Source organism: Paenibacillus tengchongensis, from assembly GCF_008973665.1.
Taxonomy (GTDB): Bacteria; Bacillota; Bacilli; order Paenibacillales; family Paenibacillaceae; genus Paenibacillus_AQ; species Paenibacillus_AQ tengchongensis.
Genome location: NZ_WACP01000006.1, coordinates 91,274 through 107,987, shown reverse-complemented (window position 1 = coordinate 107,987; position 16,714 = coordinate 91,274). Strand labels below are relative to the sequence as shown.

16 protein-coding genes are annotated in these 16,714 nt (G+C 55.3%); all 16 read left to right on the top strand.

Annotation, left to right across the window (positions count from 1 at the left end):
• Positions 1-10: 10 nt before the first annotated feature.
• A complete protein-coding gene (gene rnpM / locus F1381_RS11950; protein WP_151735283.1) occupies positions 11-319 on the top strand; it encodes an RNase P modulator RnpM in 309 nt (102 codons plus the stop codon).
• Positions 312-635, top strand: a complete 324-nt coding sequence (locus F1381_RS11945) for a YlxQ family RNA-binding protein (RefSeq protein ID WP_187355309.1) — start codon at positions 312-314, stop codon at positions 633-635. The genes rnpM and F1381_RS11945 overlap by 8 nt, the downstream gene beginning before the upstream one ends.
• Entirely contained in the window at positions 628-3,267 is a 2,640-nt protein-coding gene (gene infB, locus F1381_RS11940; RefSeq protein WP_151735088.1) for a translation initiation factor IF-2, read from the top strand. Before F1381_RS11945 ends, infB begins: the two co-directional genes overlap by 8 nt.
• 19 nt (positions 3,268-3,286) lie before the next feature.
• Entirely contained in the window at positions 3,287-3,646 is a 360-nt protein-coding gene (gene rbfA / locus F1381_RS11935; RefSeq protein WP_151735087.1) for a 30S ribosome-binding factor RbfA, read from the top strand.
• Positions 3,647-3,661: 15 nt separating this feature from the next.
• Positions 3,662-4,639, top strand: coding sequence for a DHH family phosphoesterase (locus F1381_RS11930; protein ID WP_151735086.1), 978 nt, complete (start codon positions 3,662-3,664; stop codon positions 4,637-4,639).
• The gene (gene truB, locus F1381_RS11925) at positions 4,636-5,550 is read left to right on the top strand and encodes a tRNA pseudouridine(55) synthase TruB (protein ID WP_151735085.1); all 915 of its coding nucleotides are present in this window, start codon (positions 4,636-4,638) and stop codon (positions 5,548-5,550) included. Before F1381_RS11930 ends, truB begins: the two co-directional genes overlap by 4 nt.
• 37 nt (positions 5,551-5,587) lie before the next feature.
• Entirely contained in the window at positions 5,588-6,535 is a 948-nt protein-coding gene (locus F1381_RS11920; protein WP_151735084.1) for a bifunctional riboflavin kinase/FAD synthetase, read from the top strand.
• A gap of 140 nt (positions 6,536-6,675) precedes the next feature.
• Positions 6,676-6,945 carry a 30S ribosomal protein S15 gene (gene rpsO, locus F1381_RS11915; RefSeq protein ID WP_151735083.1) on the top strand — a complete coding sequence of 90 codons (270 nt, stop codon included), beginning with the start codon at positions 6,676-6,678 and terminating at the stop codon, positions 6,943-6,945.
• A 306-nt stretch (positions 6,946-7,251) separates the two neighbouring features.
• The gene (pnp, locus tag F1381_RS11910; RefSeq protein WP_151735082.1) at positions 7,252-9,354 is read left to right on the top strand and encodes a polyribonucleotide nucleotidyltransferase; all 2,103 of its coding nucleotides are present in this window, start codon (positions 7,252-7,254) and stop codon (positions 9,352-9,354) included.
• A gap of 245 nt (positions 9,355-9,599) precedes the next feature.
• The gene (locus F1381_RS11905; protein ID WP_151735081.1) at positions 9,600-10,583 is read left to right on the top strand and encodes a polysaccharide deacetylase family protein; all 984 of its coding nucleotides are present in this window, start codon (positions 9,600-9,602) and stop codon (positions 10,581-10,583) included.
• A 78-nt stretch (positions 10,584-10,661) separates the two neighbouring features.
• Positions 10,662-11,930 (top strand): M16 family metallopeptidase, encoded by a 1,269-nt coding sequence (locus F1381_RS11900; protein ID WP_151735080.1) that lies wholly within the window; start codon positions 10,662-10,664, stop codon positions 11,928-11,930.
• Positions 11,905-12,351 (top strand): dUTP diphosphatase, encoded by a 447-nt coding sequence (gene dut, locus F1381_RS11895; protein ID WP_187355308.1) that lies wholly within the window; start codon positions 11,905-11,907, stop codon positions 12,349-12,351. The genes F1381_RS11900 and dut overlap by 26 nt, the downstream gene beginning before the upstream one ends.
• Before the next feature lie 426 nt (positions 12,352-12,777).
• On the top strand, positions 12,778-13,671 hold the full coding sequence (gene dpsA / locus F1381_RS11890; RefSeq protein WP_151735078.1) for a dipicolinate synthase subunit DpsA: 894 nt from the start codon (positions 12,778-12,780) through the stop codon (positions 13,669-13,671).
• A gap of 4 nt (positions 13,672-13,675) precedes the next feature.
• Positions 13,676-14,272 carry a dipicolinate synthase subunit B gene (locus F1381_RS11885; protein WP_151735077.1) on the top strand — a complete coding sequence of 199 codons (597 nt, stop codon included), beginning with the start codon at positions 13,676-13,678 and terminating at the stop codon, positions 14,270-14,272.
• Positions 14,273-14,411: 139 nt separating this feature from the next.
• Complete coding sequence (gene dapG / locus F1381_RS11880; RefSeq protein WP_151735076.1) at positions 14,412-15,632, top strand: aspartate kinase; 1,221 nt, start codon at positions 14,412-14,414, stop codon at positions 15,630-15,632.
• Between the two features lie 17 nt (positions 15,633-15,649).
• Positions 15,650-16,531, top strand: coding sequence for a 4-hydroxy-tetrahydrodipicolinate synthase (gene dapA, locus F1381_RS11875; RefSeq protein WP_151735075.1), 882 nt, complete (start codon positions 15,650-15,652; stop codon positions 16,529-16,531).
• The last annotated feature ends 183 nt before the right edge of the window (positions 16,532-16,714 follow it).

Sequence of the window (16,714 nt, the reverse complement as noted above, 5' to 3'; positions counted from 1 at the left end):
GTTTACCATGGTGAAACAAAGAAAGGTGCCGCTGCGCAAATGCGTGGCCAGCCAAGAAATGATGCCGAAGAAAGAGCTGATCCGTGTGGTCAGAACTCCTGAAGGCGAAGTCATGATTGACCTGACCGGCAAAAAGTCGGGACGGGGGGCCTATATCTGCGGCAAACTGGAATATTTCAAGCTGGCCCAGAAGAGTAAAGCGCTGGACCGTGCTTTGAAATGCCAGGTCAGTCCGGAGATTTACGCCCAGCTAATCAGAGATTTTGCTTCTGTGGAGGATGAATTTCTGGCGGCGAAGGATCGTGAGGAAGATGAGTAAGGCGCTATCTTATTTAGGGCTTGCCATGAGGGCAGGCAAGATTGTCACCGGCGACGAGAGCGTACTGAAAGCCGTACGTTCATCGGAAGCGAAGCTGGTCGTTTTAGCAGGTGACGCTTCAGATAATACCCAAAAAAAGTTTCGCGATAAATGCGGAACATACGATATTCCACTAGTCATCGCATCTGACCGGGATGAGCTCGGTGCAAGCATTGGTAAAGACCAGCGCGTAGTGCTGGCCGTTACGGACAAAGGATTCGCGGAAATGGTCTCCAAGGCGTTCGGAGATACAGTCGGAGGTGGAGTTATTGACTAAAGAAGATAACAAAGATAAACTGCGCGTGTATGAATATGCAAAATCGCTGAACATGAGCAGCAAAGAAATTATTACTATTCTGAAGCGTTTGAATGTTCCTGTGAATAACCATATGAGTGTGATGGAGAACGACTCCGTATCCAAAGTGGAACAATTCTTCAAGGACATTAAATCGAACGCGGCAGCCAAGCGGGAGGGCGGTGCCAGCAGCCGTCCAACTGCAGTGCATGCAACTGCAGAGCCGCAAAATGCCAACAAAATACAATCGGAAAAGCAGGTAGGTATGAACAGTAACCATAACAACAACCAATCGACAACGTCACAAAGGCCACAGAGCGGACAAGATTCCCGCCGACCATCAGGAAACGGACAGAATTCCCGTCCGCAAGGAAGTTCGCAAGGAGGAAACCGCCCGCAAGGCGGCAACCGTCCGCAAGGCAGCTCGCAAGGCGGCAACCGTCCGCAGGGCGGCCAAGGCGGCGGCAACCGTCCACAAGGTTCCCAAGGCGGCAACCGCCCGCAGGGCGGCCAAGGTGGCGGCAACCGTCCGCAGGGTGGACAGCAAGGCGGCGGCAACCGTCCGCAAGGCTCGCAGGGCGGACGTCCGCAGGGTCAAGGCGGCCCGTCGCGCAGCAATGACCGTCCGCAAAGCAGCGCTCCCCGCAACGATGGACGCGGCGGCCAGCCGGCGCAGGACTTCTCGCGCGGCGGCGACCGCAACCAGAAGAAGAATGTGCCCGGCGGCAGAGCGGGCAACGGAAACCAGAAGCGGTTCGAAGACGGCAAAGGCGGCAACAACTTCCGCGGCCGTCCGGGCAATAATAAGAATAACCGCGGCAGAAACCAGCAGCAGACTGAGCGCCGCGAGAAGATCGACAATACACCGAAGAAGATTATTGTGCGCGGCAATATGACGGTCGGCGAGACCGCCAAGCTGCTCCATAAAGATGCTTCGGAAGTAATCAAGAAGCTGATCCTGATGGGCGTAATGGCAACCATCAACCAGGAGCTGGACATCGAGACCATTCAACTGCTTGCCGGCGAATTCGGCGTAGAGGTGGAAGTGAAGATTCCGGTCGACGAGGACACCTTTGAGAATGTGGAAGAGAATGACTCCGAGGAGGAGCTGCAGTCCCGTCCTCCGGTAGTAACGATCATGGGTCACGTTGACCATGGTAAAACCACACTGCTTGACGCTATCCGTTCCACGAATGTAACCGGCGGAGAAGCCGGCGGCATTACCCAGCATATCGGTGCCTATCAGGTGGAGATCAACAACAAGAAGATCACCTTCCTCGATACTCCGGGCCACGAAGCGTTTACCGCCATGCGTGCGCGCGGTGCGCAAGTAACCGACATGACAATTATCGTGGTTGCAGCTGATGACGGCGTAATGCCGCAGACGGTGGAAGCGATCAACCATGCCAAGGCTGCTGCTCTGCCGATCATTGTCGCTGTCAACAAAATCGATAAACCGGGCGCCGATCCGGACCGTGTCAAGCAGGAACTGACCAACTATGAGCTGGTACCGGAAGAGTGGGGCGGCGATACGATCTTCGTTAACCTGTCCGCGAAGCAGCGCATCAATCTGGAAGAGCTGCTGGAAATGATTCTGCTGGTTGCCGAAGTCAACGAATACAAAGCCAACCCAGACAAGCGTGCGCGCGGTACAGTCATTGAAGCGGAGCTGGACAAGAACCGCGGTCCGGTTGCCCGCATACTCGTGCAGAACGGTACGCTGAAGGTTGGGGACGCATTTGTAGCCGGCAACTGCTTCGGCCGCGTCCGCGCCATGGTCAACGACAAAGGCCGCAAGATCAAGGAAGCGGGTCCTTCCACACCGGTGGAAATTACCGGCCTTACGGAAGTGCCGGGAGCGGGCGATCCGTTCATGGCCTTCGAGGACGAGCGCAAAGCGCGCGCCATCGCCGACCGCCGTTCGATCTCGCACCGTCAATCCGAGCTGAATACGAATACCCGGGTTACGCTCGACGACCTGTTCAAGCACATCAAGGAAGGCGAGATCAAAGACCTCAACGTCATTATCAAAGCCGACGTGCAAGGTTCGGTTGAAGCCCTTAAAGGCTCGCTTGCCAAGATCGAAGTGGAAGGCGTGCGCGTGAAGATAATCCACAGCGGAGCCGGTGCCATTACCGAATCCGACATTACGCTGGCTGCGGCCTCCAACGCCATTGTGATCGGCTTCAACGTTCGTCCGGATACGCAGACCAAAGCGGCTGCCGAACAGGAGAAGGTGGATGTACGCCTGCACAACATCATTTACAACGTAATTGAAGAAATCGAGAGCGCCATGAAGGGCATGCTCGATCCGGTCTTCAAAGAGAATATTATCGGTCATGCCGAAGTGCGCAATATCTTCAAAATCAGCAAAGTGGGCAACATCGCGGGCTGTATGGTTATCGACGGCAAAATTTCCCGCAATGCCGAGCTGCGCCTGATCCGCGGGGGTATCGTGGTGCATGAAGGCAAGGTTGACACTCTGAAGCGCTATAAAGACGATGCCAAAGAAGTGTCGCAAGGGTTTGAATGCGGCATAACTTTGGAACGCTATAATGACATCCAAGTGGGTGACATCATTGAAGCGTTCATCATGGAGAAGGTAGAGCGCTAAGCGAAGAGGTGAATGCATAATGTCCAAAATCAGAGCCGGACGGGTTGGCGAGCAGATCAAGAAAGAGCTCAGCCAGCTCATCCAGACCGGACTTAAGGACCCGCGTGTCGGGTTCGTTACAGTGACCGGCGTCGACGTGACAAGCGATCTGTCGCAGGCCAAAGTATACCTGAGCGTCTTCGGTGACGCGGAGCAGCAGGCTTCCTCGCTTAAAGCGATTGAGAAAGCGAACGGCTTTCTCCGCTCCGAGCTGGGAAAAGCGATCCGCCTGCGTCATACACCGGAGCTGATCTTCAAGTTTGATGAATCCGTAGCTTACGGCAGTCATATCGAGAAGCTGCTCGGTGAAATCGGCAAGAACGAAGAGCGCCAGGATTAATAAAGGAGACGGCGAATGCAGAGCTATGAACAAAGTCTCCGGCAGACCCGTGAGTTTCTGCTGGAACACGACGATTACCTTGTAGTGTCGCATGTTCAGCCGGACGGAGATGCAGTCAGCTCCACCCTAGCGGTGGGCTGGCTTCTCTCATGTCTGGGCAAAAAATACACCATGCTGAACGAGGGGCCGATTCCGCAGCGGATGAAATATCTATGGCATGCCGACGAGATCCTCAACATGGCCGATGGCGGATTGAGCCGGAAGTTCAGCCATGTAATCTGTGTGGACTGCGCCGATTTTCAGCGCGTCGGGTTGACCCGGAACTATTTTGCGGATGACTGTCTTATCGTTAATATCGATCATCATCCCACCAACAACGGATATGGTTCCGTCACGCTGATCAAGCCGGACGCGGCTGCGACTGCCGAAATTTTGTTCGACCTGCTGAAGACGTTTCAGGTGCAGTGGGATCTGAATATCGCCACCGCCATCTATACCGGGCTGTTGACGGATACCGGCGGGTTCCGCTATACCAATACATCCCCGAAAGTAATGGCCGCTGTGTCTGAACTGCTGGCCATGGGCGTCAACGGCCCCCTGCTGGCGGAGACGCTGCTGGAGGAGATGACGCTGGCCCAGGTGAAGGTGCTGCAGCGAGCCTTAAGCACGCTGGAAATGTCTGAGGACGGACAGATTGCCTGGGTGTCTGTGACTCCGCAGGATATGGTGGATTGCGGGGCGGCGAATGAAGATCTGGAAGGGATCGTCAATTATCCGCGCAATATCCGCGGCGTTGAGGTAGGTATCCTTTTTAAAGAGATTAATGGACAAGCTGTAAAAGCCAGCCTGCGTTCCGCCGGCAAAGTGGATGTTGCGGCTTTGGCGCAGGTCTTCGGCGGCGGGGGGCATACGCGGGCTGCAGGGGCGCGGATTGACGCTCCGCTGGCACAGGCGATTCCGCTTGTGCTCGAGGAGGTTAAGCGGCATTTATGAGTGAACTTACAGGCGTCCTCGCCGTATACAAACCGGCCGGCTTCACCTCGCATGATGTCGTGGCCAAGGCGCGGCGGATTCTCGGGATGAAGCGGATTGGCCACACGGGAACGCTGGACCCGATGGTGACGGGAGTACTCCCGATCTGCCTGGGACGGGCGACCCGCGTGGTCGAATATATCCAGGAGCTTCCAAAGGAATATGTGGCAACCCTGAGGCTGGGCTTGTCCAGTGATACAGAGGACATGACCGGTACAATTACCGAGTCTGTGGACGAGGTGCATGTTAACCAATCCCAGGTGCAGGCCGTGCTTCAGGCTTTTGTGGGCACCATCTCGCAGGTTCCGCCGATGTATTCGGCCGTGAAGGTGGACGGCAAACGGCTCTATGAGCTCGCCAGAGAAGGCAAGACGGTGGAACGCAAAAGCCGTGAAGTGGAGATTTATGAAATCGAAATGACCGGGATGGTCTACAGTGGCAATTATCCCGATATTACCTTTCGCGTCAAGTGCTCCAAGGGTACATATATCCGCACCCTCTGCGTAGATATCGGCAAGGCGCTGGGTCTTCCCGGGGTGATGGTGAGCCTGACGCGGACCATGTCCGGCGGCATTCCCGCCAGCCGTTGTCTGACGCTGGAGCAGATTGCCGAGTATAAAGCTGCCGGAACGCTGCAGGACTTCCTGATTGCAGCCGATGAGGCGATTGCCCACTTGCCCCGGCACACGGTGACCGAGGAGAAGAAGAAAGCCGCTTTGCAGGGGCAGCGGCTCTCACTCCGGGCGGTTACGCCAGAAGTGGGAAATGGCGGCCATTTCCGGCTGTATGATCCTTCGGGAGAATTCCTGGGCATTTATGAACGGGATGAAGCCGGCGCGATCGCTCCAGTGAAGGTGTTCGCTCAGGCATAAGCGTAATTTTACTTATGAAGTGTAGGTGAGAAGCAGCGTGAGAACGATTAATTTAAGCTATCCAATGCCGCCGGAGACCACGGCGCAATGGGCACAGCCGCAGGTGGCCGCGCTCGGGCAGTTCGACGGACTGCACCGCGGGCATGCCAGCGTCATCTCCACCGCTGTAGCGCTGGCCCGCCGGGAAGGGGTGCCTGCGGCAGTCATTACCTTCCATCCCCATCCGAAGGATGTGATGGGCCGGGGCGATTACGACGGATATTTGACGCCGCCGCGGGACAAGCAGGAACTGCTGGCCGCAATGGGCGTCGATCTATTATATATTATTGAATTTAATCCGGAGCTCTCCCGGGTCAGCCCTCGGGATTTCGTTACGGGCATGCTGCTCCCGCTGCAGATTTCTACGGCGGTGGTCGGCTTTGACTACCGCTTCGGATACAAAGGCGAAGGCGATGCCGATATGCTCCGCGAGCTGGGCGGCGGCGTCATGAAAGTGGAGACAACACCTCCATACCTGCTTGCCGGCGAGAAGGTCAGCAGCTCAGGCATTCGCAAGAGCCTGCAGGCCGGGGATATGCAGCAGGCCAACGCCTGGTTCGGCCGCTTCTACCATCTCCGGGGAACGGTCGGCCACGGCGAGAAGCGCGGACGGACCATCGGTTTTCCGACGGCTAATCTGCAGCTCGAAGATCGGTACGTGGTCCCTGCCAAAGGCGTGTACGCCGTAAAGGTCCATCACCTCGGGGACGTCTTGCACGGTGTCATGAACGTCGGCGTGAAGCCGACCTTTCATGAAGGGGTCAGCGCACCGAGCTTCGAAGTGCATCTGTTCGATTTTGCCGCAGACATTTATGGACAGGAGCTCCGGGTGGAGCTGGTGGATTTCATCCGCCCGGAACGCAAGTTTCCCTCCATCGATGCGCTGATCGCGCAGATTGCCGAGGATGCGGAAACCGCCAAGCGGCTGCTCGGTTATCATTCATAAACATGACGTTTACTTTTGATGGCGGAAATGCTATACTGATTAACGTTGCTGGAAAGACAGCATCATAACCTTGGCTTGGTTGCCCGTTCTCACCGACGGTTACGAGGCCATTGGCGATTATAATGAAGGAGGTGAACAGGATGGCATTGACTCAAGAACGTAAACAACAATTGATCAGCGAGCACAAAACTCATGAATCCGATACAGGATCCCCTGAGGTGCAAGTTGCTATCCTTACGGAAAATATCGTAAACTTGACTGACCACTTGCGTACGCACAAGAAGGATCATCATTCCCGTCGCGGACTCTTGAAGATGGTTGGACAACGTCGTAAACTGCTGGCATATCTGAAGAACAAAGATGTGCGTCGTTACAGCGCCCTGATCGAAAAACTGGGATTGCGTCGTTAATTTTCCATAAGATGACCCTTAAAGCAGCCTGGTTGTATACCGTATGTCCTTAATTATGAGGTACAGCGGGACAGCCGGGTTGCTTTTTGAAAATTTAGGGAAAACTTTAACAGTGACTTGCTTTTAAAGAAGCACAGAAACCAAACGGCTGTTGCATTAGTGCTGGACAAGCCGTTTCTTCTTTTATGATATGCTACAATACAATGCCTGGCTTCCCCGGAAACAGGTATTCTTTGTCTCATTCGACCGCTTGAATAGCTTGCAAAGTAATTATAGGTGGTCTATCACCACCCGAGGAGGGACTTTATGGAAAAACGTGTGGAAATGCAACTTGGCGGAAGACGCCTCGTGCTGGAAACCGGCCGTCTGGCCAAGCAGGCCAACGCTGCCGTTATGGTCCGTTACGGCGATACTGCCGTATTGTGTACGGTTACAGCCTCCAGCGAACCCAAGGATCTTGATTTCTTTCCGCTGACTGTAAATTATGAAGAAAGACTGTATGCCGTCGGCAAAATTCCGGGCGGTTTCATTAAGCGTGAAGGCCGTCCCAGCGAAAAAGCGATTCTGTCCAGCCGTCTGACCGACCGGCCAATCCGTCCGCTCTTCCCGGAAGGCTTCCGTAATGATGTACAGGTGCTGAATCTGGTGATGAGCGTGGATCAGGATTGTGCGCCGGATATCGCTGCAATGATCGGTACCTCGGCTGCTCTGAGCATCTCTGACGTTCCGTTTGACGGACCGATCGGCGGAGTCTCTGTCGGACGGATTGCCGGTGAATTCGTCATTAACCCGGATGTTGCGCAGCAGGAAGCCAGTGACCTGTATCTTGTCGTGGCCGGAACCAAGGATGCCATTATGATGGTAGAAGCGGAAGCCAACGAGGTGCCGGAAGAAGTGATGCTGGAAGCGATCATGTTCGGTCATGAAGAGATCCGCAAGATTGTAGCTACCATTGAAGAGCTGGTTCAGATCGCCGGCAAAGAAAAGATGGAAGTGAAGCTGCACGCCGTCAATGCCGAAGTGAACAACGAGGTTCGCGACTTCGCGCAAGCGCGTCTGGTCGAAGCCGTCAGAATCGCCGAGAAGCATGCCCGCCAGGAAGCCATTGACGAAGTGAACAACGAGACGGTTTCGTATTTCGCGGAGAAATACATAGAGACCCCGGAACTTGTGGGCGATGTTAAAGAAGTTCTGCATGATATCGTCAAGGAAGAAGTCAGAAGACTGATTACCCATGACAAAATCCGTCCGGATGGACGGAAGCTGGATGAAATCCGTCCGATTGATTGCGATACCAATCTGCTGCCGCGTACCCACGGCTCCGGTCTGTTCACGCGTGGACAAACCCAGGCGCTCAGCGTCTGCACCCTTGGCGCGCTCGGCGATGTGCAGATTCTCGACGGAATTGATCCGGCCGAGACGAAGCGCTTCATGCATCATTACAACTTCCCGCCGTTCAGCGTAGGGGAAGCCCGTCCGCTCCGTGCACCGGGCCGCCGCGAAATCGGCCATGGCGCCTTGGGCGAGCGGGCGCTGTCCAAGGTCATTCCAAGCGAGACCGAGTTCCCGTATACGATCCGCCTTGTTTCCGAAGTCATTGAATCCAATGGTTCGACTTCCCAGGCCAGCATCTGCGCCAGCACTCTGGCTATGATGGATGCGGGCGTGCCGATCAAAGCACCGGTTGCCGGTGTGGCCATGGGTCTGATCAAGGACGGCGAGCATGTCTCGATCCTGACCGACATTCAGGGGATGGAAGATCACCTGGGCGATATGGACTTCAAGGTTGCCGGTACGGCAGAAGGCGTTACGGCGATTCAGATGGACATCAAGATTGCTGGCATCGACCGTGCGATTCTGCAGGAAGCGCTGCAGCAGGCCAAGGAAGGCCGGATGCACATTCTCGGCAAGATGATGGAAGCCATCTCTGCTCCAAGAACGAGCCTCTCGCAGTATGCGCCTAAGATCATTATCATGAACATCAACCCGGACAAAATCCGTGATGTTATCGGTGCAGGCGGCAAGATCATCAATAAGATCATTGAAGAAACCGGCGTGAAGATCGACATCGAGCAGGATGGCCGTGTATTCATCGCTTCTTCTAATGAAGAAATGAACCAGAAAGCCCGCAGCATTATCGAAGGCATCGTGAAGGAAATCCAGGTCGGCGAAATTTATGTCGGTACGGTCAGACGGATCGAGAAATTCGGGGCATTTGTTGAGCTGATTCCGGGTAAAGACGGTCTGGTGCATATTTCGCAGCTGTCTACGGAACGAGTAGCCAAAGTGGAGGATGTGGTGGCCATCGGGGATACGATCACGGTCAAGGTAACCGAAATCGATCAGCAGGGCCGCGTCAATCTGTCCCGCAAAGCTGTGCTTACTGCAGAAAGCGGCACAAAAGCCTAAGGATGTATTAAAAATCCAACTGCAATGTGTCCACTGGAATAAAAGAGTAGGAAGAAGAGACAGAATCGGTTACCGATCTGGCTCTTTTTTTAATGTGTGGACATTCGCGACATCTGCCGGCTCGCTCCGACTGTCCTATTCTCCGGCCAAGCCGCATAATTTCCGGACATGACTCATAGGCTGGGACAAAGCGTCTTCTGCAGCCCGCGGAAGATGCCCTAGTTGCTTCGGGGAGGCAGGACGTCATGAAGACGGAAAAAGCGGCAATTGTACTGGCCTGTATGGCCATTGTTATCGGCCTGGGTTCAAGCGACGGCCCCATTAAGGACATGCTGGCGGATCTCAAGCCGCAGACAGAGCTCGCGGTATGGAACGAACTGCAGAGCGGGGACGCTGATCTGCTCAAGCGGATAGAGGATCAGGCAGCCAAGCTGAATGCGGCGCCTGTGGATGCTGCCGTGGATCGGGTATGGAAGGCTGTACCCGGCTATAACGGGCTTGAGGTGGATGTGGAGGCGACGTACCGCCATGCGCTTTTGAAAGGCCCTGAGGACCGTCTGAGGCTGATTGTCCGCCAGATTAGACCGAAGGTTTCGCTGGAGGATCTGGGTGCGCAGCCGATCTACCGGGGGAATCCCGGCAAGCCGATGGTCTCGCTGATGATCAATGTGGCCTGGGGTAACGAGTATCTGGTGCCGATGCTGGATATTCTGGATCAGGAGAAGGTCAAGGCTACATTTTTTCTGGACGGCAGCTGGCTGAAGAAGAACCGCGAGCTGGCGCAGGAGATACAAAAACGCGGACATGAGCTGGAGAACCACGCGTACACGCACCCCAATATGAGCACGCTGAGCCGGGCGCGGGCTACGGCCGAAATCGAGAAGACGAAGGCGCTCCTGAAAGAGAGTCTCGGCGTAGACAACAAATGGTTCGCCCCGCCTTCGGGCGACTTCGACCAGGAGACCGTGGAGATCGCTGCATCGCTTGGCCTGAAGACCGTACTGTGGACGCTCGATACGGTGGACTGGCGCCATCCGTCGCCCGAGTCGCTGGTACAGAAGATCAGCAGTAAAGCGGCTCCCGGCACACTGATCCTGATGCACCCGACCGACTCCTCCTCGCAGGCTCTGCAAGGGATGATTCGCGGAATCAGAGCCAAGGGCCTGCAGCTCGGAACAGTCAGTGAGACGCTGTCGGCGGAGCGGGTGCTGCCCGGCGAAGTTGAGTGAGCCGTTTTTTTCTGGTAGGATAGTTAGCATGCGTATCAATTGCAGGGCTGAAAAGAGCTATGCCAGGAGGACGAAGAATTGGAAAAAATCGTATTATCAAACGGCCTGCGGGTGGTGACGGAGACAATTCCCACCGGACGGTCCGTTTCATTTGGAATTTGGGTGAAGAACGGCTCGCGCAACGAAAATCCGCTTAACAACGGAATCTCCCATTTTATTGAGCACATGCTGTTTAAAGGAACCGAGCGGTTCAGCGCCAAGGATATCGCTGAGCAGTTTGATGCCATAGGCGGCAATGTGAACGCCTTTACGGCCAAGGAATATACCTGCTATTATGCTAAAGTGCTGGATGAGCATCTGCCGATTGCCATGGACGTACTGGCGGATATGTTCTTCCGGTCGCGTTTTGACGCGGAAGAACTGGCTAAAGAGAAGAATGTCATCCTGGAGGAGATCGCCATGTGCGAGGATACGCCGGATGACCTGGTGCATGACCTGATGTGCGCCGCCGCTTACGGCGATCATCCGCTGGCCTATACCATTCTGGGGCTCAAGGAACGTTTGCTGGAGATGACGCCGGATGATCTTCGCGCGTTTATGCAGCAGCGGTACACCGTGGAGAACACGGTAATCAGTGTTGCCGGGAATATCAATGAAGGTCTGCTGGAGCTGTTGGAACGGCATTTCGGCTCATTTGACAACCATGGCTCTGCAGAATCGCTCACAGCGCCTGATTTCCATGGCAACCTGGTGTTCCACCGCAAGAAGACCGAGCAGAATCACATCTGCATCTCTCTTCCGGGCGTGGAAAGCGGCGGACCGCTGCAATATCCGATGGTGCTGCTCAACAATGCCATCGGCGGGGGGATGAGCTCACGGCTCTTCCAGGAAATCCGCGAGAAACGCGGCCTGGCTTATTCCGTCTATTCCTACCATAGCGCCCAGGCCGACAGCGGACTGTTCACAGTCTATGCCGGCACCGCTCCGAAGCAGACGAAAGAGGTCACCGAGCTGATCAAGGAAATGCTGCATGAGCTGGCCGTCAAGGGCCTGAGCGAGGACGAACTCAGCAAGGGTAAGGAGCAGCTCAAGGGCAGCCTGATTCTCAGTCTGGAATCCACCAGCAGCCGGATGAACCGGATCGGCAAGAACGAGCTGATGCTCGGCAGACATGACACCCTGGACGAAATGATCGCCAAAATCCAGCAGGTGACAATGGATGACGTCAACCGTCTGCTGGATCATATGTTTGCCCAGCCGCTGGCTGCAGCGATGGTAGGTTCAACCGATAAAGTGATTGCAAATGTTAGGAGAGATGATCTTGTCTTATTACGTGCAAATTCATAAGCTTCCCGGTAACGAGGATGTTCCGCTGCCGCGCAAAATGTCCGAGCAAGCCTCAGGTTACGATCTGTTCGCGGCTGTAGCGGAAGAGGTTGTGCTTGCTCCGGGCGAGCGGGCGCTGATCCCCAGCGGGATCGCACTGGCGATGCCGGACGGTCTCGAAGCGCAGATCCGCCCGAGGAGCGGCCTGGCGCTGAAGCATGGCATCACCTGCCTCAATACGCCGGGAACCATTGATGCCGATTACCGCGGTGAAATCAAGGTGCTGTTAATCAATCTGGGCCAGGAGCCGTTTACGATTGTGCGCGGCGAACGGATCGCCCAGATGGTATTCCAGGCCGTACCTGCCGTTACCTTGACGGAAGTTGACGTCCTGTCCGAAACCGAACGCGGAGCCGGAGGCTTCGGGCATACCGGGAGATAGACTCCCGAACAGGTATATAAAAAGGCTTGCAGACGGGCGCTTGATAAGCGCCGTGCTGCAAGCCTTTTTGGATAGGAGATGTCTATGGGAATTGATAGTGCTGAGGGCTTGGGGTGTACTTCGCTTAACGTTGCAACCAAGCAATCCAGATCGGCTTTCATTTGTGCGGGAGTCAGGGTGGCAGGCTGTTCCGCAGAATTGGCAATGGGTTGTGGAGACAGTGTGGGCAACGGTGATAAGGTGGCTTCGGCCGCAGCCGTCCCGGCCGCGCCTGTTCTAATAAAGAGAACTATATTACGACTTTGTATTTATATCTGTGACGAATCTGCCCAGCGGCTTTTTCCGCTGCAGCGTTTCACCCATCCGCACATGCCGGCATAAGATGCTTTATAGTCGATTGTCTATGTGGAAAGGAGCGTCATCCCTATGCTTACTGGCATCAGGATCGTGTTCCTGGGCGGGGACGCGAGGCAGATAGAAGTGATTCGTAAATGTGTGGAAATGGATGCGACGGTAAGCGCAGCCGGGTTCGAGAAGTGGGATTCTCCAAGTCCCGGGGTCAATCTGGAGCCGTTCTCGGAAGCGCTGCTGGCCGGAGCGGATGTGCTGGTGCTGCCGACCGTAGGCTGTGATCAGGAGGGCAATATCAGCGCACTCTTTGCGGGTGAACGGCTGAAGCTGGAGGAAGAACACGTGGCGGCGCTTCCGCCGAACTGTACGGTATATACCGGTATAGCCAAAAGCTATCTGCGCAACCTGTGCGCCAAATATTCGCTGAAGCTGGTGGAGCTGCTCGACCGGGATGATGTGGCAATCCTCAATTCGATCCCTACGGCGGAAGGCGCACTGGTGATGGCGATTCAAAATACCGATTTTACCATTCATGGCGCAACTTCCATGGTGCTGGGAATGGGGAGGACCGGATTTACGATGGCGAGGGCGCTGCAGGGGCTCGGTTCAAGCGTCAAGGTGGGAGTGCGAAAGCAGGAGCATTATGCCCGTGCCGAGGAAATGCGCTGGCGGCCGTTCATGACCGGTGAGCTGCTGCAGCAGGTGGGGGATGTGGATCTCATCTTCAATACGATACCGAGCATGATCATCACCGCCCAGGTGCTCTCGCGCATTCCCCGGCATTGTGTGATTATCGATCTCGCTTCCGCCCCGGGGGGCGTCGATTTCCGGTATGCGGAGAAGCGCGGCATCAAGGCCATGCTGGCACCGGGTCTTCCGGGCATTGTAGCCCCCAAGAGTGCCGGAATCATTATGGGCAACGCGCTGGTTCAGTCGATCTCGGAAGAGATCATCATCAGGGGGGATTGATTCAATGGATTGGCACGGAAAAACAGTAGGTTATGCAATTACCGGCTCCCACTGCACCTTTGCCGAGGTTATGCCGCAAATCCGGCGTTTTATGGACGGCGGTGCCAAGGTCGTGCCGATTGTGTCGGCTTCGGTGCTGAATACAGACACCCGGTTCGGGACCTCGGAAAATTGGTTAAAACAGTTGAAAGAAATAACAGGGAATGATATCATTTCTACAATTGTTGAAGCGGAACCGCTCGGGCCGTCCAAACTTCTGGATGTGCTCGCCATCGCTCCCTGCACAGGGAATACCACGAGCAAACTGGCCAATGCCATGACCGACAGCCCTGTGCTGATGGCGGCCAAGTCGCAAATGCGCAACGGGCGTCCGCTCGTCATTGCGATCTCGACCAACGACGGTCTTGGCCTGAATGCAGCCAACATCGCGAAGCTGCTGGTGACCAAGAATATTTATTTTGTGCCGTTCGGCCAGGATAATCCCGAGGGTAAACCGAATTCGCTGGTGGCGCGTATGGAACTCATACCCGAGACCTGCTATGCGGCGCTTTCCGGCAAGCAGCTGCAGCCGATGATCGTCGAACGGTTTCATTCAGCATAGATAAAGATGTATCAGCATATAGCTGCTGCGATAGTTCGTTCATTTCCGCCGTCCCCTGCTGGGGGCGGCCTGAAATATTTTAACAGCCCTTCGGAAATGAACAGCGCTTCGGCTTAGAGAAGTTATGGAGGAATTATTCATGGGTATTTTGGTGCAAAAATTCGGCGGTACCTCACTCTCCACACCGGTGGCCAGAGAACATGTCATCCGCCATGTCAAACGCGAGCTGGCCAGCGGTTACAGCCTGGTGGTCGTCGTGTCGGCTATGGGCCGCAAGGGTGAGCCGTATGCCACCGACACTTTGCTGGACTGGTCCGTACAGAACGGCAATGCCCTGCCGGACCGCGAGAAGGACCTGCTGATGGCGTGCGGTGAGATTATCTCCGCGACGACGCTCTGCGGCCTTCTGGAGCAGGAGGGAATCCGCTCTACCGTGCTGACCGGGGCGCAGGCAGGCTTTGTCACGGACAACAGCTTCGGCAACGCGCGGATTCTGGATGTGCGGACCGACCGGATTATGCGTGAGCTGCGCGAGAATAAGGTCGTCATTGTGACCGGGTTCCAGGGCCAGACGGAAGCCGGCGATTTCACGACCCTCGGACGGGGCGGAAGCGACACATCGGCGACGGCGCTGGGTGCAGCGCTGCGTGCGGATATTGTGGATATTTACACTGACGTGGACGGTATCCTGACCGCCGACCCGCGCATTGTCGAAGACGCCAAACCGCTGACCTATGTCAGCTACACGGAGATTTGCAATATGGCTTACCAGGGGGCTAAGGTCATCCATCCGCGTGCGGTGGAGATCGCCATGCAGGCGCAGATTCCGGTACGCGTGCGCTCTACCTTTTCCGACGGAGAGGGTACTTTGGTGACTCACCCTGAAGGCTTCAGCGATGTGTCGCACGGCATTGTCGACCGCTATGTGACCGGTATCGCTTATGTCAGCAACATTACCCAAATTTCGGTGGAATGCCCGGACGGCAACGGTACCGGAGTGCAATTACAAATCTTTAAGAGCATGGCCGACAACGGCATCAGCGTTGACTTTATCAATGTAACGCCTACAGAGGCGGTATATACGGTTAATGACGACAAATCCGAACAGGCCATCGCCGCGCTTCAGGAGCTTGGGCTGCGGCCGAAGAGTCTGTCCGGCTGTGCCAAGGTGTCCGTCATCGGGGGCGGAATTAACGGAGTACCGGGGATTATGGCCCGGATTGTTGAAGCGCTCAGCTCTGAGCATATCCAAATTCTGCAGTCTGCGGATTCCAACACGACCATCTGGGTACTGGTGAAGAAGGAAGACATGGTTCAATCCGTGCGTGCCCTGCACAACAAGTTTGAATTACACCGCTAATGTAGGAGGAATGGTGCGTGGACTTCGGAAGATTAATCACAGCTATGGTTACTCCGTTTGACGGAGAGGGCAAGATCAACTGGGAAGCAGCTTCCCGGCTGGTGGATTACCTGATTGAAGAACAGAAATCTGATGCGCTGGTGGTTTGCGGCACTACCGGCGAATCGCCTACGCTCAGCGACCGGGAGAAGCTGCAATTGTTCGCATTTGTGAAGGAGCATGCGGCCGGGCGCTGCAAGATCATTGCCGGAACCGGCACCAACAGCACCAAGCATTCCATAGATCTAACGAAAGAAGCGGAGAAAATCGGCGTGGACGGTGTACTGCTTGTCGTCCCGTATTACAATAAACCGAATCAGGAAGGGCTGTACCGTCACTTCGCGGCGATTGCCGGGGAGACGTCGCTGCCTTGCATTCTGTATAATGTTCCGGGCCGGACAGGGGTCAGTATGAGCGCGGCGACAACGCTGCGGCTGGCCGAAATTCCGAACATTGTTGCCACCAAGGAATGCTTATCGGTCGACCAGATCACCCAAATATGCTCGGCGTGTCCGGAAGACTTCCATGTGTATACCGGCGATGACTCTGCGGGTCTGGCAGCGCTGGCTGTCGGCGGCCATGGCATTATCAGTGTGGCCAGCCATATCGTCGGGCCGGAGATGAAGACAATGATTGATGCCTTCACCAGGGGGGATGTGCTGGAGGCAGGCCGGCTGCACCGGCGGCTGTTCCCGGTCTTCAAGGGCCTCTTTGAATGTCCGCAGCCCCTGCCGAATCCTTCGGCGGTAAAGTATGCGCTGGGCCTCCGCGGACTTGATGTCGGTTCTGTCCGCCTGCCGCTAGTACCGCCTTCCGCCGAGGAAGCAGATTTTATTGAAACGCTTGTTAAGCAATATTAAGCTTTGGCCGGCTTCCGGGAGGAAGCCGGTTTTTATATGGCAAGATTCCTCGATTTTTATGGAAAGAATAGGCTGACCATCAGAGTGACTTGTCTTTTGCCAAAAAAATCATGTATAATGTTCTCAAGTGACTGGGTGCGGTTAAAATTAAATATGCGGTAATCTTCCGTCAATGTTTTTTTA

What these genes read in the sequence shown, in the direction of transcription:
- F1381_RS11945 (WP_187355309.1), top strand. Translation starts at nt 312, where the DNA reads ATGAGTAAGGCGCTATCTTATTTAGGGCTTGCCATGAGGGCAGGCAAG.
- rbfA (WP_151735087.1), top strand. Translation starts at nt 3,287, where the DNA reads ATGTCCAAAATCAGAGCCGGACGGGTTGGCGAGCAGATCAAGAAAGAG.
- F1381_RS11930 (WP_151735086.1), top strand. Translation starts at nt 3,662, where the DNA reads ATGCAGAGCTATGAACAAAGTCTCCGGCAGACCCGTGAGTTTCTGCTG.
- truB (WP_151735085.1), top strand. Translation starts at nt 4,636, where the DNA reads ATGAGTGAACTTACAGGCGTCCTCGCCGTATACAAACCGGCCGGCTTC.
- rpsO (WP_151735083.1), top strand. Translation starts at nt 6,676, where the DNA reads ATGGCATTGACTCAAGAACGTAAACAACAATTGATCAGCGAGCACAAA.
- pnp (WP_151735082.1), top strand. Translation starts at nt 7,252, where the DNA reads ATGGAAAAACGTGTGGAAATGCAACTTGGCGGAAGACGCCTCGTGCTG.
- F1381_RS11905 (WP_151735081.1), top strand. Translation starts at nt 9,600, where the DNA reads ATGAAGACGGAAAAAGCGGCAATTGTACTGGCCTGTATGGCCATTGTT.
- dpsA (WP_151735078.1), top strand. Translation starts at nt 12,778, where the DNA reads ATGCTTACTGGCATCAGGATCGTGTTCCTGGGCGGGGACGCGAGGCAG.
- F1381_RS11885 (WP_151735077.1), top strand. Translation starts at nt 13,676, where the DNA reads ATGGATTGGCACGGAAAAACAGTAGGTTATGCAATTACCGGCTCCCAC.
- dapG (WP_151735076.1), top strand. Translation starts at nt 14,412, where the DNA reads ATGGGTATTTTGGTGCAAAAATTCGGCGGTACCTCACTCTCCACACCG.